Raw genomic sequence first — 18,511 nt, forward strand, 5'->3', positions numbered from 1 at the left:
ATATAGCCAAACCTTTCAAAATCCGCAATGAGAGAATAGATAAGCTAGATTCGAGAGTAGATTTGCAAAACGCAAAATGCCCGACAATTCCGCAAGGAATTTTCGGGCATTTCCGAAATGAGCTTTTTTTGCCTGACTTATTGCTTTGCCTTCAAGGATTTGGCCAGCGCATCCGCTACCTTCCAAATGTCGCCAGCCCCCATCGTAATGACCAGATCGCCGGGAGCGACGCGTTCTGTCAGATAGGCGAGAACCTCATCCTTCGTCGGGAGGTACTCCGTATTCGCGTTGCTGTTCGTCTTAATGAGCTCGACCAGCTTACGGGAATCGACGCCTTCGATTTGCTGCTCTCCCGCCGGTGAGTAGATATCGGTAATAATCACTTCGTCCGCCTCCGGAAAAGCGCGGCTGAACTGGTCGAACAGGAAGAAAGTCCGCGTATAACGCTGCGGCTGGAACACGGCTACGATTCTTTTGCCCGTCGCTTTGGCGGCGCTGATCGTCGCCCGGATTTCCGTCGGATGATGGGCGTAGTCGTCGATGACCAGAATGTCATTGATCTCGCCGAGCACCTGGAACCGGCGCTTCGCGCCTCGGAAAGACTGGATCGCCTTGGCCACCCGGTCGAAGGACAATCCGGCCTCCAGGCAGGTAATGACCGTTGCCATCGCATTATACACATTATGGCGGCCGGGAACGGAAAGCTCGATTTTGCCCAGAGCCGAACCGTTATGCGTCATCTTGAAGGAAACCTTACGGTCGCCGAGCACAATGTCCTCCGCCTTATAATCCGCAGCTCCTTCAATGCCGTAAGTGATCAGCTGCGAGGCTTGCAGACCTCCGGCGGTCACCTGCGGGATCAGCTCGCCAACCGTTTCGTCATCCGCACAGACGATCGCTTTTCCGTCCGATTTCACCTGCTGCAAAAATTGTACATATGCCGCCTTCAGCTTACCGAAATCGCCGTCGTAATTTTCCAGGTGATCCGGCTCGATATTTGTCACAATAGCCAGCGTCGGATGATACTGCAGGAAGGAGCCGTCGCTCTCGTCCGCCTCCGCCACGACATATTCGCCTTTACCCGCTTTGGCATTGGTGCCTACATTGACGATTTCCCCGCCGATAATATACGTAGGGTCCGCATCGCAGGCTTCCATGACAAGCGCAATCATCGAGGAGGTCGTCGTTTTTCCGTGAGCGCCGGCTACGGCGACTCCTTTGCCGGCATTCATCAGCCGAGCCAGCATTTGAGAGCGGTGCAGCACCGGAATGTTCAGCGCCTCCGCCGCCTTCCGCTCCACATTGTCTTTGGAAAGCGCCGTAGAATAGACGACCAGATCGGCACCCTTTACATGCTCGGGCTGATGGCCGATATAAATGTTCGCTCCGCCAGCCGCCAGCTTTTCCGTCAATTCCTGACGTGCGACATCAGAGCCGGTTACTTTATAGCCCATTTCCAGCATAACGCGGGCAATGGCACTCATCCCGTAACCGCCGATCCCGATGAAATGAACGTGTTCTGCCGTATTCAAAGACGGTTCACCAACCTTTTTCAGAATCCGAGTTATACAAAATGCGGGCGCGAACGTCGGCAATCAAATAAAGCGTGCCCGTTACGACCCCAAGGTCTGCTTCCCCGGTTACCTGCTGTAATTTTTTCAAAGCTTCCTGCCAATCCCGCTCCACGATCAGCTCGAAATGGAGCTCATCGGGTTCTGCGGCCCGCATTTCCTGCACAAGCTCCGCCAAGGCGGGCGCTTCTTTCTTCATCCGGTAATCAGGCTCGGTCACAATAAGCGTATCCACTATTGGTAGTATATGCTTAAGCACATCGCGGTGATTCTTATTCTCCAGCATCCCCATCATAAGATGCAAGCGTTCAAAGCCGTAAGTCGTCCGCAATGCGGCGACAAGCGTTTCCGCCCCTTCCGGATTGTGAGCGCCGTCGATCAGCAGCCGCGGCGACTGAGACACCATCTCCAGCCGTCCCGGCCAAGCGGCAAGCCGCAAGCCTTCGTCCAGCGCTTCGTCTTCAACGACCAAAGCGTTATATTGCCTCAGCACTTCAAGCGTCATAACCGCGACGGCCGCATTCGTCCGCTGATGTGCGCCACTCAGCGTAATCGTCAGCGGCTCGATCGTCCGGAACACATTTTCGAACCGGAAGCTTTGCTCGTTTTCTTTGACCTTAAGCGCATCGACGTGAAACTGCTCTCCAAGCAAATAAAGCGTGCTGCTCTTCTCCTTGGCAGTCCGTTTAATCACCTCGACGGCTTCGGGCTGCGTAACCGCGCTGACAACCGGAATCCCTGCCTTGATGATGCCCGCCTTCTCACCCGCAACCGCGGCGATTGTGTCGCCGAGCCGGTCCATATGGTCGTGGCCGATATTCGTAATGACGGAAATAACGGGGGACACGATGTTCGTGACGTCGAGCCTGCCTCCCAGGCCGGTCTCCCAAACGACATAATCCGGATAAGTAACCTTCGCGTAAAAAAGGATCGCGAGCGCTGTAGATACCTCGAACATCGTCGGAGAGCCAAGTTCCGATTTCGCCATCTCTTCGACAAACGGCTTCAGTTCATTCGCCAGCTTCAGCAAGGTTTCTTCTTCTATGTCGGAGCCGTTATACTGAAAACGATTCGTAAACTTCGTAATATATGGGGAGGTATACGTCCCGACATCATAGCCCGCGCGTAAGAGAACGCTCGTTAAGTAAGCGCAGGTCGAACCTTTGCCGTTCGTTCCGGCGACGTGAATAAATTTCAATCTGCGGTGCGGATTGCCCAGAAGCTCCATCAGCTTCTCGATCCGGTCGAGGCCCGGACGGATCCCGAACGGGATCAGCCCGTTGATCCAATCGACCGCTTCCTGATAGGAATGCAGCAGCCCGGCGGGCCGCTCATATTTGTTGTCCGTCATAATCTTCTATAACCTTCTTCCGTAGTTACCGCGTTAACCGCGCAGCTCCGCGATCCGGGCCAGCACCTTATCCCGTTTGTCCGCGTAATCGTTCATTTTTCCGCGTTCTTCCTCGATCACCTTGGCCGGAGCCTTCGCTACGAAGCCAGCGTTGCTCAGCTTCTTCTCAACGCGCTCTACTTCGGCGTTCAAATGCTGGATTTCCTTCTCCAGGCGCGCGATTTCCTGAGCGATGTCGATCAGACCGGCGAGCGGAAGGTATAGCTCGGCGCCTTTGATAACCGCGGTCATCGCTTTGTCCGGGGCACCGATTTCAAGCCCCGATTCCAGTTTGGACGTTCCGCAGAAGCGTTTGATAAATTCCTCGTTGCGAGTCAGAATCGCGGCCTCGGCTTCCGTGGAAGGCTTGATCAGGAGCTCGATTTTTTTGCTCATCGGCACGTTCACCTCGGCGCGGATATTCCGGACCGCACGGATCATTTCCATGAGCAGCTCCATTTCCTTCACGGCTTCCGGCGCTTCCAGAGCGGCGTCGTATGCCGGCCAATCCGCGAGCGTAATCGTATCGCCGACATGCGGCAGATGCTGCCAAATCTCCTCGCTGATATAAGGCATGAACGGATGAATCAGACGCTGCGTGCGGTCAAGCACATAAGCCAAAACCGATTGCGTCGCCTTCTTGGCCGCCTCGTCCGTGCCGTACAGGCTGAGCTTCGCAAACTCGATGTACCAGTCGCAAAGGTCATCCCAAATAAAGTTGTAAAGGAGCCGTCCCGTTTCGCCGAACTCGTAGCCGTCGATCAGGCGGGTTACATCCCTTACCGTTTCGTTCAGGCGGTGCAAAATCCAGCGGTCCGCCGTTCCGAGATTCACGGTAATGTCGATATCCTGCGCTTCGACCCCTTCCAGGTTCATAAGCGCAAAACGCGAGGCGTTCCAGATTTTATTGGCAAAGTTGCGGGCCTGCTCAACCCGCTCCCAGCGGAAGCGCAAATCCTGGCCAGGCGTGCTGCCGGTGGAGATCATGTACCTCATCGCGTCAGCGCCATATTTCTCGATAACTTCAAGCGGATCGACGCCGTTGCCGAGCGATTTGGACATTTTACGGCCTTCCGAATCCCGTACGAGACCGTGGATCAATACATCCTTAAACGGGGACTCCTCCGTAAATTCAAGCGCCGTAAAGATCATCCGGGCAACCCAGAAATAAATGATGTCGTAGCCGGTAACAAGCACGTCGGTAGGGTAATACCGCTTCAGATCCTCCGTTTGGTCCGGCCAGCCCAGTGTCGAGAAAGGCCACAGCGCGGAGCTGAACCACGTATCGAGCACGTCGTTGTCCTGACGGAGATGATCGCCCTTCAAGTCCTCGCGGGAAACATGCATTTCGCCCGTCTCATCGTCATACCAGACCGGAATGCGGTGTCCCCACCAAAGCTGTCTCGAAATGCACCAGTCGCGGACGTTCTCGATCCAGTTGAGGTAAATTTTCTCGAAGCGCTCCGGCACGAAATTGACGCCCTTGCCGGCTTTTTGAGCGGCGATCGCCGCTTCGGCGAGCGGCTTCATCGCGACGAACCATTGCGTGGACAAATAAGGCTCCACCACTGCGCCGCTCCGCTCGCTGTGTCCGACCTGATGAACATGGTCCTCGATCCGGACGCAAACCCCCTGCTCCTGCAGGTCCTTGACGAGCTGCTTGCGGCAATCCGCGCGGTCCAGCCCCTGGTAAGGGCCGGCCTCGGCGTTCATGATGCCCGATTCGTCCATAACGATGATCTGCGGCAAATTGTGGCGCTGGCCGACCTCGAAATCGTTCGGGTCGTGAGCCGGCGTAATTTTTACGGCGCCGGAGCCGAATTCCTTCTCGACATATTCGTCAGCGATTATCGGAATTTCACGGCCGGTCACCGGCAGTACGATCAGCTCGCCGATCAGGTGCTTGTAGCGCTCGTCTTCCGGATGAACGGCAACGGCCGTATCGCCGAGCATCGTCTCCGGACGCGTCGTAGCGACCGTAATGAAGCCTGAGCCGTTTTTCAGCGGATATTGCAGGTGATATAGATGCCCGTTCAGCTCCTTGTATTCCACCTCGATATCGGACAGCGCCGTGCGGGCGGCCGGGTCCCAGTTAATAATTTTTTTGCCGCGGTAAATCAGGCCTTTCTCGTACAGGCGGACAAAAACCTCCCGAACGGCCTTCGACAGCCCTTCGTCGAGCGTGAATCTTTCTCTTGAATAGTCGAGCGACAATCCCATCTTTGCCCATTGTTCGCGGATCGTTCCGGCGTATTGCTCCTTCCACTCCCATACCTTCTCCAGGAACGCTTCGCGGCCGAGATCATAACGCGATACGCCCTGCTCGCGCAGCTTCTGCTCTACTTTGGTCTGCGTCGCGATCCCCGCGTGGTCCGTGCCCGGCAGCCACAGAGCGTCGTACCCCTGCATACGTTTGAACCTGATCAGTATATCCTGCAGCGTGAAGTCGAGCGCATGCCCGATATGCAGCATGCCCGTAACGTTTGGCGGCGGGATCACGATTGTATAAGGCTCAGCGTCCGGACGCTGCCCTGCTTTGAAATATTGTCCCTTCATCCAGTAATCGTACCATTTCTGCTCGGCAGCCTTCGGATCGTAAGTCGTCGGCATGCCGGTTGTCGCTTGATTTTCTGACATTGGTTCCATCCTCCACAATCGTTCTGAAATAACAAAAAAACCTTCCGCCCTTAGCTTAAAGGACGAAAGGTTCAGCTTCCGTGGTACCACCTTTGTTCCACGCGGACGCTGCCGCGCGACACTCGAACAGATAACGGCTGCAGCCGGCCTGACTTAATCGGAGCAATCGTTGCTCCAGCTTGGTTCAGGCAACTCCAGGGCGACCCGTAGCAGTTTGATCCTGCGGAACCTTCCAGCGTAACGGTTCCACTCTCTGAAGGCATCGCTGCGTACTATTCCCCTTCAACGTCATTCTTTCGCATATATAGTTAATCATACCTTTGTTCTTCCGCCGAGTCAACCCGGCATCTATCACAAAAGCCCCATTTGCTCCGTCGCGGGCAAATGAGGCTTATCCTGAACGTTAAATTTACGGAATATACAGCAGCTGACCTTCCGTAACGGAGCCTTCATCCAGCCGGTTATACATCATAATTTCCCGCGGATTCAGACTGTATCGCGATGCGATCACATCCAGCGTCTCATCCCTTTGCACGATGCACACCCGGATTTTACGGAATTCCTTATCCTCCGACCGTTTGCCGAGGAATAAGTTTTTCCACTCGATTTCATCGCCGGAAGCCGCTGCATGAGCATCATTGAGCTCCTGGGCTTCGATTTCCTCCGCCGCCTGTCTTGCAGCCTGCTCGCGCTTGCTCGTCTGAAGCAGCGAGGAAAGACCGACATTAGGACCGTTGCCCGCTCCCTCCGAAGAAGGCTTTCCGGCCAGGCCGATGCGCAGCTCCTGCTTTTCAGGCTCCTGCTCTACGGCCTGGGGAAGCGCAGGCTCGATTTGCGGCGGCTTCGCTTCATCTGCCGCAAACGGAGACCGTTCATGAGGCGGCGACGGCGAATGAGGCGCGAGCGATCCGGCCGGCGCCTCGTCCGGAATGACCGTCTCGGCAAACGCCGGAGAGGATGCCAGCCAGCCTTCGTCATTGATTTGCTGCGAGGCCAGCGTAATTTCCCTTTCCAGCTCCTGGTCGGGGGATTCGGGCTCTTGCTCCTGCCTTTGAGGCTGAGCCGGCTGCATCGGCTGAAACAGATGAGAAGACGACCAGCCGTTATCCGAAGGGACAGACGAGATCGAGATTGCCGGCTCTTCCGCGGAATACGGCTCCTCCTGCTGGGCCGCAAAGCCGGAGAAAGGCTCTTCGGCCGCCTGCTCCTCCTCCTCCGCTATGTACGGCTGTTCATAATAAGGGGGCTGGTTAAATCCCCCATTTCCGGGCTGCTGCTCGAATGCCTCGCGCTCATGTACGACGGTGAACGGCTCTTCCTGCCACAGCTGTTCCTGCTCCTCCGCTTGCTGCGCGGAAATGCCCCGAAGGGACAATACGCCGGTAATATTAAGCGTGCGGGCTGACAGCAGATCCACGTCAAAATTATCGATGTCGATCGAAATATCGTCCAGTCTGGAAATCCGGTTCATGGGGAGTGTAATTTCCACCGGGATGTGATGCTCCAGCGTCTGCGGCGCGTCTCCGCCGTTTTGCCCCCGGTATATGCCGCTCAGGAGCAGCTGGCCTTTTAGCACTGCATGATCCCCTTCGTCGATCACTTGGATTCTGGGAACCAGCTCGATTTCCTCCAGCTCCTCGATCGCCGCCACATCATCCGGCAAATGAACGCGCTCATACACATCAAAGCGTAATCCGCTCGTTTGATCAGACATGTCTAATTCCTCCCTTCCCTTACTGAATGCTTGGTCTAACGCTACATTCACTACTTATCTATATGGTAGGAAGGGCAGGTGCATGACTATCATTTTTTATCAGCTCCGATGGCCGCCTGAAGCTCCGACAGCCACTTGGGCCATGGAGCAAAAACGTTTACGGCCTCGCCGGACAAAGGATGGGGAAAAAACAAGCTTTCCCCGTGCAGCGCCTGGTGGGGCAATAAACGAGAATCGCCTCCATATAAGGCATCGCCTACAAGCGGATGTCCGATATGGCTCATATGGACCCGAATTTGATGCGTCCTGCCGGTTTCCAGCCGCACCTTGACGATCGTCGTTTTCGGGCCGGCTTTCAGCACCTCATAGAGGGTCACCGCCGGTTCTCCCCCTGCCGTAACCCGGCGTCTCGAGCGGTGATGCCTGTCCTTGCCGATCGGCAGATCGATCGTGCCGGACGGCTTCGACAGACGGCCGTGCACAACGGCTACATAATGCCGGTCTATTTCCTTCAGGCGCATCGCCTCATCTAACTTCCACTGGGCCAAGTCATTTTTGGCATACAAGACCGGTCCCGAGGTATCGTCATCAAGCCTGTGGATATGGCGTACCGTGAGCGGATCGCCTTGGCTTAACAAATGTCTGGCGGCCGCTTCGTCAAGCGTACCCGTCTGGCCCGGAGCCGATTCATGTACGGGCATGCCCGCCGGCTTATGAAAGACGATGCAAAAATCATCCTCGAACAGTACATCCGGCACCGGGCTTTTGCCCGGAAGCATCGCTTTGCGGTACAAGGGATCGCCATGCGGATCGAGCGCAGGGAAGGCGAGCAGCCGCAGCTTGTTACCTTCCCATTGGATGCCTCCCACCGAGAAGAGACGGTTAATCCATTTCGCCGGAAAAGCGGAACGGGCCAGCAGCCATTGTCGCACCTGATGCGGATGGCTGCCGGCCCGCGGCGGCAGAAGCTCCGGCGCAGTCGCCGGAGCCGATTCCTCGTTCGGCCAGTCCCATTCTAGCCACTGGCCGTTTCGTTTCATTTGGCCGCTCATCATCGGATGCCGCCCTACAGCCTTGCGAATGCAGCGTCATGAGCCGCAATCGTCGCGTCGATGTCGTCATTCGTATGTGCGGCGGACACGAACATGCCTTCGAATTGCGAAGGGGCGATGCTTACGCCGAGATCCAGCATAGCCGAAAAATACGCATTAAACCGCGCCAAATCTGAAGTTTTGGCCGTGTCGTAGTTAATGACGAATTTGTCGGTGAAAAACGGGCATACCATCGAGCCGACCCGGTTAATCGTGCTCGGAATGCCGTGCTTGCGCGCATTCGCTTCAAATCCGAGCTGCAGCCTGACCGCCTGGCGCTCCAGCTGCTCATAAACGTCCTGCGTAAGAAGCTTCAGCGTCGTATACCCTGCCGCCATTGCAAGCGGGTTGCCCGACAGCGTGCCGGCTTGATAGATGGGACCGCTCGGCGCGATCATCTCCATCAGCTCCCGCTTGCCGCCGTAAGCGCCGACCGGCAAGCCGCCGCCGATTACCTTGCCGAAGCAGGTCAAATCCGGCGTAATGCCGTACAGTCCTTGCGCGCAGTTGTAGCCGACGCGGAAGCCCGTCATGACCTCGTCGAAAATCAAAACGCTGCCGTATTCATCGGTTACGTCCCGCAGTCCCTGCAGGAAGCCCGGCAGCGGAGGCACGACGCCCATGTTGCCGGCTACCGGCTCCACGATGACGCAGGCGATTTCCTCGCCGAATTTCTCGAACGCAAGCTTGACGGATTCGATATCGTTATAAGGCACCGTAATCGTGTTCGCAGCCACCTGCTCCGGAACGCCCGGGCTGTCGGGCAGACCAAGCGTCGCTACTCCGGAACCAGCCTTGATAAGCAGGCTGTCCGCATGACCGTGATACGAGCCTTCGAATTTCAAAATTTTGCTTCGTTTCGTGTAACCGCGCGCCAGCCTTAAAGCCGACATGGTCGCTTCCGTGCCGGAATTGACCATTCTTACGAGGTCGATCGAAGGAACGCGCTCGCATACGAGCTCCGCCATCAGCGTCTCAAGCTCGGTAGGAGCCCCGAAGCTCGTTCCCTTCTCGGCAGTCCGCTTGATCGCTTCAATCACTTCGGGATGGGCATGCCCCAAAATAAGCGGTCCCCATGAGCCCACATAATCGATATAGCTGTTGCCGTCAATGTCATAAACGCGGCTTCCTTCCCCGCGTTCCATATAAACGGGATTAAGCCCTACCGATTTGAACGCCCGCACCGGGCTGTTCACGCCGCCCGGAATGACTTCTCTCGCTTTAGCGAAAGCGGCAACGGAGCGCTCGTCGTTTCTTTGCTTCGGTGCATTACTCATCCGCGTCACCTTCTCCCTTTAACCAGCGCGCCGCATCCTTCGCATGGTATGTAATAATGAGATCGGCGCCTGCGCGCTTCATTCCCGTCAACGTTTCAAGGACGACGTTCCGCTCGTCAATCCAGCCGTTCGCTGCGGCCGCTTTGACCATGGAATATTCCGCGCTGACATTGTACGCCGCAACAGGCAAATGATAGTTATCCTTAAGCAATCTGACGATATCCAGATAAGCCAGGGCCGGCTTTACCATCAGAAAATCGGCGCCTTCCGCAATATCGGACTCCGCTTCGCGGAGTGCCTCCCGGACGTTCGCCGGATCCATCTGATACGTCTTGCGGTCGCCGAATTGCGGCGCCGAATGAGCGGCGTCCCGGAATGGCCCGTAGTAGGCGGAGGCGAACTTCACCGAATAGGACATAATCGGAATATCGCTGTATCCCGCATCGTCCAAGCCTTGGCGGATAGCCAGCACGAAGCCGTCCATCATATTCGACGGCGCGATCACGTCGGCGCCGGCAGCCGCTTGCGAGACGGCGGTTTGAACCAGCAGATCGAGGGAGGAGTCGTTATCGACCTCCGCAATTCCCGTAATCTCATGCTCATGAACGATGCCGCAATGACCGTGATCGGTAAATTGGCACAGGCAAGTGTCCGCAATGACGACGAGCTCCGGCGCCCAGCCCTTGACCGCACGGATCGCCTGCTGTACAATGCCGTTCTCGGCGTAAGCCGAAGAGCCGACCGCATCTTTGTGCTCGGGAATGCCGAAGAGAAGAACCGACTGGATGCCGGCCTTCAGCACGTCACGGATTTCATCTTCGAGCAAATCCAGCGAATAGTGGTAAACACCCGGCATTGAAGGAATTTCTTCTTTTATATTCTCGCCGTGCGTGACAAAAATCGGATAGATAAAGTCGTTTGCGCTAAGCACCGTTTCTCTTACCAGATTTCTTAAAGCAGGGGTTCTGCGTAATCTGCGGTTTCTTACAGTCGGAAAACTCATCAGTCCCGTCCTCCCAGCGTAGTATGCTTCCTTTTTTTATTGTCGTTTATGATCGCCTGCAGCAAGCCGTCCAAGGTGGAGTCTTCCGCCTCGATTGCAACCTCGAGACCGGCTTCTCTTACCGTTTTGGACGTGACCGGACCGATGCTCGCAACCGGTATGCCCGACAGCAGCCCCGCAGGATTGTCGATTCCGTTTCGCTTCAGCACTTCCATCAGATTCGTAACCGTCGATGAGCTCGTAAAAGTAATCAGGTGAATGTTCTTCTCCTTCAGCCATTCGAGCGCCAGCTCGTCCTGGCCTTCCGCGAGCTTCGTCTCGTACACGTCGATTTCGACCGGGATCAGTCCCTTCGCCGAAAGCTCGCGAGGCAGAAGCTCGCGCGCAAGGTCGCCCCGCGGCAGCAGCACCGTCTGTCCCGGCTTCAGCTCCGGGCCCAGCTGTTCAAGCAGCCCTTCCGCATGAAATTTGGCCGGCAGCTCTTCGGCGGTCAGCCCCCGCTCGGCCAGCGCAGCCGCCGTTCTCGGACCGACTGCGGCCACTTTCGCGCCGTGAAATCTTCTTACATCCACCTTCAGCTTCTGCAGCCAGCGGAAGAAATAGTCGACGCCGTTCACGCTCGTAAAAACAACCCAATCATACCGCTCCGCCTGCGAAAGCGCGTCTCTTAACGCGGCAACGGCCTCCGGTTCGGCCGTTTCGCTGATCTCGATAACGGGAAACTCGCAAGGCTCGCCGCCGAGAGCTTCGATTTGCTCCGCAAGCTCGCTGGCCTGGGCTCTCGCTCTTGTCACAAGCACACGCGTGCCAAATAAAGGCTTGCGCTCGTACCATTGCAGCTTCTCTCGCTGCAGGACAACCTCTCCTACCACGATGACCGCGGGAGGCTTGAACTGCGCCTCGTTCACGACCGCTTCGATCGTCGCAAGCGTCCCGACGACGGTACGCTGTTCGACCCTTGTGCCCCAGCGGATCAGAGCGACCGGCGTCTCCGGCGGTTTTCCGTGCTTGATCAGCTGATCGGCGATATATCCGATTTTGGCTACGCCCATCAGGAAAATAAGAGTGCCCGTCGCGTTCGTCACTTTATCCCAATGAATCGAGCGGTCGAGCTTGTCCGGGCTTTCATGGCCCGTAATGATAGACAAGGAAGAAGCCAGATCGCGATGCGTCACCGGAATGCCTGCATACGCCGGAACGGCGATAGCGGACGTAATGCCCGGAACGATCTCGAATTCGATCCCATTGTCATACAACAGCTCGGCTTCCTCGCCGACCCTCCCGAATATCGTGGGATCCCCGCCCTTCAGGCGGGTCACCGTTTTGCCCTGCAGAGCCAGATCGACAAGCAGCTGATTAATTTCTTCCTGCTTCATCGTATGGCGGTCGGGCAGCTTGCCGACATAAATTTTTTCCGTTCCCGGCTTCAGATGCCGGAGCAGCCTTGGACTTGCGAGACGGTCGTAAACCACGACATCGCATTCCTTCAGGCACTCGAGCCCGCGGACGGTGATCAGCTTCGGGTCACCCGGGCCCGCACCGATCAAATATACTTTCCCCTTTTTCACCGGCTTATCCCCCAATGTCCGCCAAAATGCGGTCGGCTCCCCGTTCTATTAATACAGCGGCTACGTCCCGGCCCAGCTGCTCCGGATCCGTTCCCCGCTTTTCTTCCTTCAAGATCAGGCTGCCGTCAGGCGAGCCGACCATGCCGGTCATAACGAGCTGACGCTCGCCGGAGCCGCTTTCCGCAGATTCGCGGACGACGCAGTAGGCACCGATCGGAACCTGGCAGCCTCCGTTCAACGCGCCCAGAAAGCTTCTCTCCGCACGGACGGCCAGCTCCGTTTCCTTATCGTTATACAGCGCCAGCAGCTCGCGGATTTCCGGATCGTTCTCCCTGCACTCAATGCCGAGAGCGCCTTGTCCGACAGCCGGGAGGCAAACATCGGTTGGCACGACGGACGAAATTTTTTCCCTCCAGCCCATCCGGGTCATGCCTGCGGATGCCAGCACGATCGCGTCCAGTCCTTCCGTCTCCAGCTTACGGATCCGGGAATCGATATTGCCGCGGATAGATTCAAGCCGCAAATCCGGTCTTGCATGCTTCAGCTGGGAGGAGCGGCGCAGGCTGCTCGTGCCTACTCGGGCGCCGATAGGCAGATCCGCAAGTCCCCCGCCTTCACGGGTTACCAGGCAATCGGTCGGGTCAACCCGCTTCGGAGTCGAACCGTTGATCAGACCCTCCGGCAGCTCGAACGGCATATCCTTCATACTGTGGACGGCCATGTCGATATCGCCGTCTATGAGCGCCTGCTCGATTTCCTTCACGAAAAGTCCCTTGCCGCCGACCTTGGACAAAGTAACGTCGAGAATCCGGTCGCCCTTCGTTACGATTTTTTTAATTTCAAACGTATAGTCGAAGCCGTGCTTGTCGCAGATTTCCTTCAGATCGTCAATTACTTGACCCGTCTGAGTCAATGCCAGCGCGCTTTGCCTTGTTCCCACTACAATTACACGTTGTCCACTTGCTGCTTTCGCCATTATTTATGCCTCCTGTCAATCCGATGAAGCAAGCTTTGCAGCCATTCATCGATGTCGAAGTGTATTCTGTCTTGCTGCGCGGCCTCCTCGGCGGCCAGCTGAAGCACAAGCTGCCTGTCGCGCTCGTCCAGCACCGTGCCGAGAACGCGTTCGCGCAAGCGCCTTAGCCGCGCCGTCAGCGCTTCATAATTTGGACCGTACCGGCTTTCCAGCTCAGCCTTGATCTGACGGGATAGCGCCGGGCTGGCGCCCGATGCGGTAACCGCCAGCAGCAAATCCCCCCGCCGTACGACCGAAGGCGAAATAAAAGAGCTGTGCCCGGAATCGTCCGCCGCATTAACCAGAATGCCCAGCTTATCGCACGACGCGGCTATCGATTCGTTCAGTCCGCCGTCGTCCGTTGCCGCAAATACGAGCCGGGCGCCTGCGATATCCGTCTGCTCAAAACCCCGCAGCTGAACGGTGATCGCCCCCTCCTCCGCAAGCCGGGCTATAGAATGTGTCACCTGAGGGCTGACGACGACGATATCGTCGGCTCCCGCTTCAAGCAGGCCCCGGATTTTCCGCTGCGCGACCGCCCCTCCGCCAATTACGACGCAGCGCCTGCCGCGAAGCTGAAGAACCGCCGGATAATATCCATTCATGCCTGTTGCCCCCACATCCGGATTTTAGCCGCTTAATGAAACGACGAGAAATAGTTCGAAACCAGATTTAACGCCAGCATGCCGAATGCGGCGATATACAGCCTGGCCAGCTGCGGACCGGTCCGCTTCAGCATCGCTCTCTGATACACATAAATCACATACATGATCAAAGCCGCAAACGACGTCAGCACCTTCCAGTCAAACAACAGCGAGGCTCTTCCCTCCACCAGCAGGGAGGTTACCGCGATGGCAAGCGACATCGCCAGCAGCGGGACTCCCACAATAACGGCTCTGTCCCCGTATCTCTCAATCAGGTCCAGACTCGGCAGCCGGCGGACAAAGCTGGACCAGCGCTTCCGTTTTAACTGGCTGTGCAAAAACAGATACATGGAAGCGAATAAGGCGCCGAGCGTCAAAGCCGCGTACGCGCAAAGCACGAGACTGATATGTATATAAAGCAGCTCCCTTGTCGTTTTCCATAATTCAAGCGATTCTCCGGCGCCGGTACTGCTGTGCAAATTCAAAGCCAATACCGCAAACCCGACGACGTTGACGAAAAAAACGACAAAATCGATTTTGATAAACCGGCTGATGACGAGCGAAATCGTAACGAGCAGCCAAGAGAACCCTAACCAATATTCGAATGGCGTTACGTTCACCGACTGCAAATGGGTAATCATCCGGTAAACCAGATAGCCGGTCTGCAAAACCCAAACAAAAATAAGCAGCCCTGTACCCATCCGTTTCGCTTTCCGACTGGCGTTCATAAAGTCGGAAAAATAAAACAGCAGGCTCAGGGCGTAAATATAAAGTATCGCATCATATATCAAGCTTTGAGTCACCATAGCTCCTCCACATTCGCGGCCCTTTATCTTGTAATAGGTGCTAATGCCACAGCAGCTGCATGGGGTTGAACGTTTTTCTTTTTTGCTGCAACAACAGATTCTGCTGCCGCGTCAAGCTCCGCCTGGCGCGATTTGGCAAGCTGATCTTCCAGCGCGAACAGCTTAACGAACATGTCCATCGCTTCGTCGGCGCGCTTCTCTCCGGCCATTTCCTTAATCCGCAAAATCGGATCCTGCATCATTTGGTTCACGATGCTTTTGGTCAGCTTGCGGATTACCTTGAGCTCATGCTCGTCCAAGTCGGGGAGCTTGTTCGTCAGACTCTTCATCGTTTCCTCGTGAACGTCCGCCGCTTTCGTCTGCAGGGCCCGGATCAAAGGAACGACGCCGAGCGTCTTGTACCATTGCTCGAACAATTCCATTTCTTCGCTGATCATCGCTTCGATTTTGGCGGCCTCCCGGCGACGGTGCTCCAAATTGCTCTCCACAATGCCCTCCAAGTCGTCGATATCATACAGAAACACATTATCGACTGCCGCGATCGAAGGGTCCAAATCCCGCGGAACCGCAATGTCGACCATGAACAAAGGCTTAGCCTTGCGCCGCTGCATCGCAGCCGCAACCTTCTGGCGCGTCAGCACGTAGCTGTCCGAGCCGGTGGAGCTGATAATAATATCGGCTTCGTGCAGCTTATCGACCGCTTCCTCAAGAGACCATGCTACGCCTCCGAACTTGTCCGCCAGAGTGACGGCACGCTCGTACGTGCGGTTGACGACGATAACCCGTTCCGCCCCGTTCGCATACAGATGCTTCGCAGTCAGCTCCCCGGTTTCGCCGGCTCCGATAACCATAACCGTCTTCTTGCTGAATTGGCCGAATATGCGTTTGCCCAGCTCTACCGCCGCATAGCTTACCGATACGGCCGATTCGCCGATCGTCGTCTCGGTATGGGCACGCTTGGCCATCGTCAGCGCCTGCTTGAACAGCATATTGAACAAAGTCCCCGTCGTCTTCTGCTGCTGGGCAAGAAGAAAAGCGGTTTTCACCTGGCCCAAAATTTGCGTTTCCCCAATGACCATCGAATCGAGTCCGCTCGTTACGCGGAATAAATGCTCGATCGCCTTGTCATCCTCGTACATATATAAATGATTCGTAAACCGATCCCTCGGCAGCTTGAACCATTTCTCCATAAAAGAGCGAATATAGTGTCCGCACAAATGATGCCTGTCTACAACAGCATAGATCTCCGTCCGATTGCAGGTCGCGACAATGACACATTCCATGATGCTTTTCGTCTGGATGAGCTGATTCAACGCTTCAGGCAAATCCCGTTCCGCGAACGCGAACTGTTCTCTTACTTCAACGGGAGCCGTACGATAATTCAGACCTACTGATATGATGTGCATGCGCGGTCACCTGCCCCCTTTCTCTAGTCCGTACAACCTTTGATGTCTGCGATTATTATAGCATAGTTCGACATTCAGAAAATGCTCATTTATGAATAATGTTTGAAAAATTAATAATCATTATTCCCTTTTCATGCAAAGAAATAACCATGGATGAAATCCATGGTTATTTCGCAATAACACGTTCGGTTATAGCTCTTAGACGAGCTCGGTTTGCTTCATTTTCGGTTCTTCCACTTGCAGTTCGCCCATACCGCGCACAAGCTTCTTCGCGTAAGTCGCTTTCGGCTTCAATACGGAAAGCATGTAATCGATCGCAAGCTGAGGATCAACAGTCTCTCCGCAAGTGTAACAGTCAAGTGCGGCAAAGCCCTTCTCAGGATACGTATGAATCGAGAGGTGACTCTCCGAGAGCAGTACGAGAACAGTTGCTCCTTGAGGGTCGAATTGTTTTGCTTGAACTGACAATACAGTAGCTCCGCACGCTTCAGCAGCCTCTACCATGTGTGATTGCAAAAATTCAGCGCTGTTCAGTAGATCAAAGTCTACACCCCAAGTATCAACAGCAACGTGTCTTCCGAAAGTTGAGTATTCCATCTTTCGGTTCCCCCTTCCTAGGAATAAAATGTTTGAAAAATTTCATCCGCTAGGACCTACGTCATTCACTTCTCGAGGGATTAATCTCTCGCAACATAACAATGTCCTGAGTGAATCCTGGTTCCTATTATTTTCACAACAATGTTTTCAACGAGAATAAAAATAACATCTATCGCCGATAATTGCAACCCTTTTTTTTGAGCAGGTGTGAATTGGCATCCCTGCGCCTGCTCCGTCTTTAATGTATGTCGATATCGCTTATTACGCGACAGGACGATCCGTTATCCGGCCATATTATTTTTGGCGTCCTGCGGGCTGAAAACGGAGATATGTCCCACTCCCCCGCCAGCTTCCGGGATAATGAATTTCAACTGAAACTGACCGTTAACTTCGTACGTGTAAATATCGTCGGATCCGTTAACCGTCGTTTCATCCGCCTTGCCGAGCGCGGCTTCGATGTCCTCCAGCGTAATGACATGCAGCTCCTCCGCATACGACCTGACATCGAAGACGATCATCCCTTTGTTATAGCCGAAGGTGATTCCTTTGTCCTCATATGTGGCATACATGCCTTTACCCGCCGATTCGTTCCGGTCGGCTTTGCCCCATGCTTTTTCGATGTCATCGTACAGCGCCGTATGCGCAGCGTAGGAGCAGCCCGGCACCTTTCCCTGCTTGGCAAGCTCGACCAGCGAGCCGACCGTCCATTCCTGTCCGCCTGTCTCTTGCCCGCCCTCCTGGCCGTCTTCCTGTCCGGCTTCCTCCGCAGCGCCTAGCGCGCTGCCGCTAGACTGCGGCGACGCTTCGGTGGTCGGCGTTACGTCCGGCGCCTCCGTCTGCGGCTTTGCGGTCTGCCCGCCTCCGGTATTTCCTTCACTGCATGCCGTCAACGCCATCGCAAGCGCGAGCAGGATGCCCGCGGTAAGCTGGCGAAATCGTCTTGTCCTGTTCGTCATAGATGCGTCACTCCTTATGCAACTCTTTGATTTTAAAGCGAGCGCAAGTCCGCTTCCTTGTTACTGACAGCTGCAGCGCCCGATAAGTTGCACCTGCCGCCGAAAGATATTCCTATAGCAATAAAAAAAGAGAAGCCGCGATTGGCGGCTCCCCTTGCGTCTATGCCATGCTTATCAAGCTTCTAGTACAAATAATTTGCGGGTCAATTCGGTCAGGCGTTCGTCGATTTTGGCGATCTCGGTTGCGTCCTTCGTCTGATTGCGAAGGTCCAGCAGCTCATTTACCGCGCTGTTGACGAGACCGATTTCTCTTTCGATCAGTCGGCTGCGGAAAACGCGTTCAAGCTGGCCAAGCGTATCCTTGAATTCGAACACAACCCGGTTGCCCGATTTGGTGCTTTCCACGATTTTCATGACTGTGCCGTTCATATAATGATAGATCATCGTATAATGACTGTAGATTCGATTGACGGTCGCGCTGCCGCGGAAAGCAGATACCGCTTTGCGCATCGCATTGGTCAGCCTTGGCCCAACAAGCCGGCAAGAAAGTACGCACACAAAATAGTCTTGTTGACGTTCAAATGTCAGTCGGACTTCTTCCCTCCCTGCTACGTCTTCGAGAACAAGCTCATGGTTTCCGTTATCGAGCACTAATACCTCAAGGCGAAGCTGCTGCTCTTCAAACAACCTGATAAACTTAGCCATCTCATCATTCGTTAATTGCAGTTTGGCATTTACATACTCTGTGGCTAGCCGCTTAGCCATAAAAATCTCCTCAATTCTTTAAACTTGCACCTTTTTGTCTTAAGTATATTATACGTGATCGAAACATTTTA

Annotated in this window: 15 protein-coding genes and 1 other annotated feature; all 15 genes read right to left on the reverse strand. The window is 55.2% G+C overall.

What is annotated here, in order from left to right:
* Positions 1-137: 137 nt before the first annotated feature.
* Positions 138-1,532: a UDP-N-acetylmuramate--L-alanine ligase gene (gene murC, locus KP806_RS09560; RefSeq protein WP_224723353.1), complete on the reverse strand. Its 1,395-nt coding sequence runs from the start codon at positions 1,530-1,532 to the stop codon at positions 138-140.
* Between the two features lie 7 nt (positions 1,533-1,539).
* On the reverse strand, positions 1,540-2,922 hold the full coding sequence (locus tag KP806_RS09565; RefSeq protein ID WP_224723354.1) for a bifunctional folylpolyglutamate synthase/dihydrofolate synthase: 1,383 nt from the start codon (positions 2,920-2,922) through the stop codon (positions 1,540-1,542).
* A gap of 33 nt (positions 2,923-2,955) precedes the next feature.
* A complete protein-coding gene (locus tag KP806_RS09570; protein WP_224723355.1) occupies positions 2,956-5,598 on the reverse strand; it encodes a valine--tRNA ligase in 2,643 nt (880 codons plus the stop codon).
* 55 nt (positions 5,599-5,653) lie between these two features.
* Positions 5,654-5,893: a binding site (T-box leader), on the reverse strand.
* A 114-nt stretch (positions 5,894-6,007) separates the two neighbouring features.
* Positions 6,008-7,312 carry a LysM peptidoglycan-binding domain-containing protein gene (locus KP806_RS09575; RefSeq protein ID WP_224723356.1) on the reverse strand — a complete coding sequence of 435 codons (1,305 nt, stop codon included), beginning with the start codon at positions 7,310-7,312 and terminating at the stop codon, positions 6,008-6,010.
* An 89-nt stretch (positions 7,313-7,401) separates the two neighbouring features.
* Positions 7,402-8,364, reverse strand: coding sequence for an RluA family pseudouridine synthase (locus KP806_RS09580; protein ID WP_318153544.1), 963 nt, complete (start codon positions 8,362-8,364; stop codon positions 7,402-7,404).
* A 14-nt stretch (positions 8,365-8,378) separates the two neighbouring features.
* A complete protein-coding gene (gene hemL / locus KP806_RS09585) occupies positions 8,379-9,680 on the reverse strand; it encodes a glutamate-1-semialdehyde 2,1-aminomutase (RefSeq protein WP_224723358.1) in 1,302 nt (433 codons plus the stop codon).
* Positions 9,673-10,683 carry a porphobilinogen synthase gene (gene hemB / locus KP806_RS09590; protein ID WP_224723359.1) on the reverse strand — a complete coding sequence of 337 codons (1,011 nt, stop codon included), beginning with the start codon at positions 10,681-10,683 and terminating at the stop codon, positions 9,673-9,675. Before hemB ends, hemL begins: the two co-directional genes overlap by 8 nt.
* Entirely contained in the window at positions 10,683-12,251 is a 1,569-nt protein-coding gene (gene cobA, locus KP806_RS09595) for a uroporphyrinogen-III C-methyltransferase (RefSeq protein WP_224723360.1), read from the reverse strand. Before cobA ends, hemB begins: the two co-directional genes overlap by 1 nt.
* Before the next feature lie 4 nt (positions 12,252-12,255).
* Positions 12,256-13,227, reverse strand: a complete 972-nt coding sequence (hemC, locus tag KP806_RS09600; RefSeq protein WP_224723361.1) for a hydroxymethylbilane synthase — start codon at positions 13,225-13,227, stop codon at positions 12,256-12,258.
* Positions 13,227-13,871: a precorrin-2 dehydrogenase/sirohydrochlorin ferrochelatase family protein gene (locus tag KP806_RS09605; protein WP_224723362.1), complete on the reverse strand. Its 645-nt coding sequence runs from the start codon at positions 13,869-13,871 to the stop codon at positions 13,227-13,229. The genes hemC and KP806_RS09605 overlap by 1 nt, the downstream gene beginning before the upstream one ends.
* Before the next feature lie 32 nt (positions 13,872-13,903).
* Positions 13,904-14,716, reverse strand: a complete 813-nt coding sequence (gene ccsA, locus KP806_RS09610) for a cytochrome c biogenesis protein CcsA (RefSeq protein WP_224723363.1) — start codon at positions 14,714-14,716, stop codon at positions 13,904-13,906.
* Positions 14,717-14,739: 23 nt separating this feature from the next.
* A complete protein-coding gene (gene hemA, locus KP806_RS09615; RefSeq protein WP_224723364.1) occupies positions 14,740-16,122 on the reverse strand; it encodes a glutamyl-tRNA reductase in 1,383 nt (460 codons plus the stop codon).
* Positions 16,123-16,320: 198 nt separating this feature from the next.
* The gene (gene speD, locus KP806_RS09620; RefSeq protein ID WP_224723365.1) at positions 16,321-16,719 is read right to left on the reverse strand and encodes an adenosylmethionine decarboxylase; all 399 of its coding nucleotides are present in this window, start codon (positions 16,717-16,719) and stop codon (positions 16,321-16,323) included.
* A 281-nt stretch (positions 16,720-17,000) separates the two neighbouring features.
* Entirely contained in the window at positions 17,001-17,675 is a 675-nt protein-coding gene (locus KP806_RS09625) for a YjgB family protein (protein ID WP_224723366.1), read from the reverse strand.
* 174 nt (positions 17,676-17,849) lie between these two features.
* A complete protein-coding gene (locus KP806_RS09630; RefSeq protein WP_224723367.1) occupies positions 17,850-18,440 on the reverse strand; it encodes a non-ribosomal peptide synthetase module in 591 nt (196 codons plus the stop codon).
* Positions 18,441-18,511: the final 71 nt, after the last annotated feature.

Source organism: Paenibacillus vietnamensis, from assembly GCF_020169515.1.
GTDB lineage: Bacteria > Bacillota > Bacilli > Paenibacillales > Paenibacillaceae > Pristimantibacillus > Pristimantibacillus vietnamensis.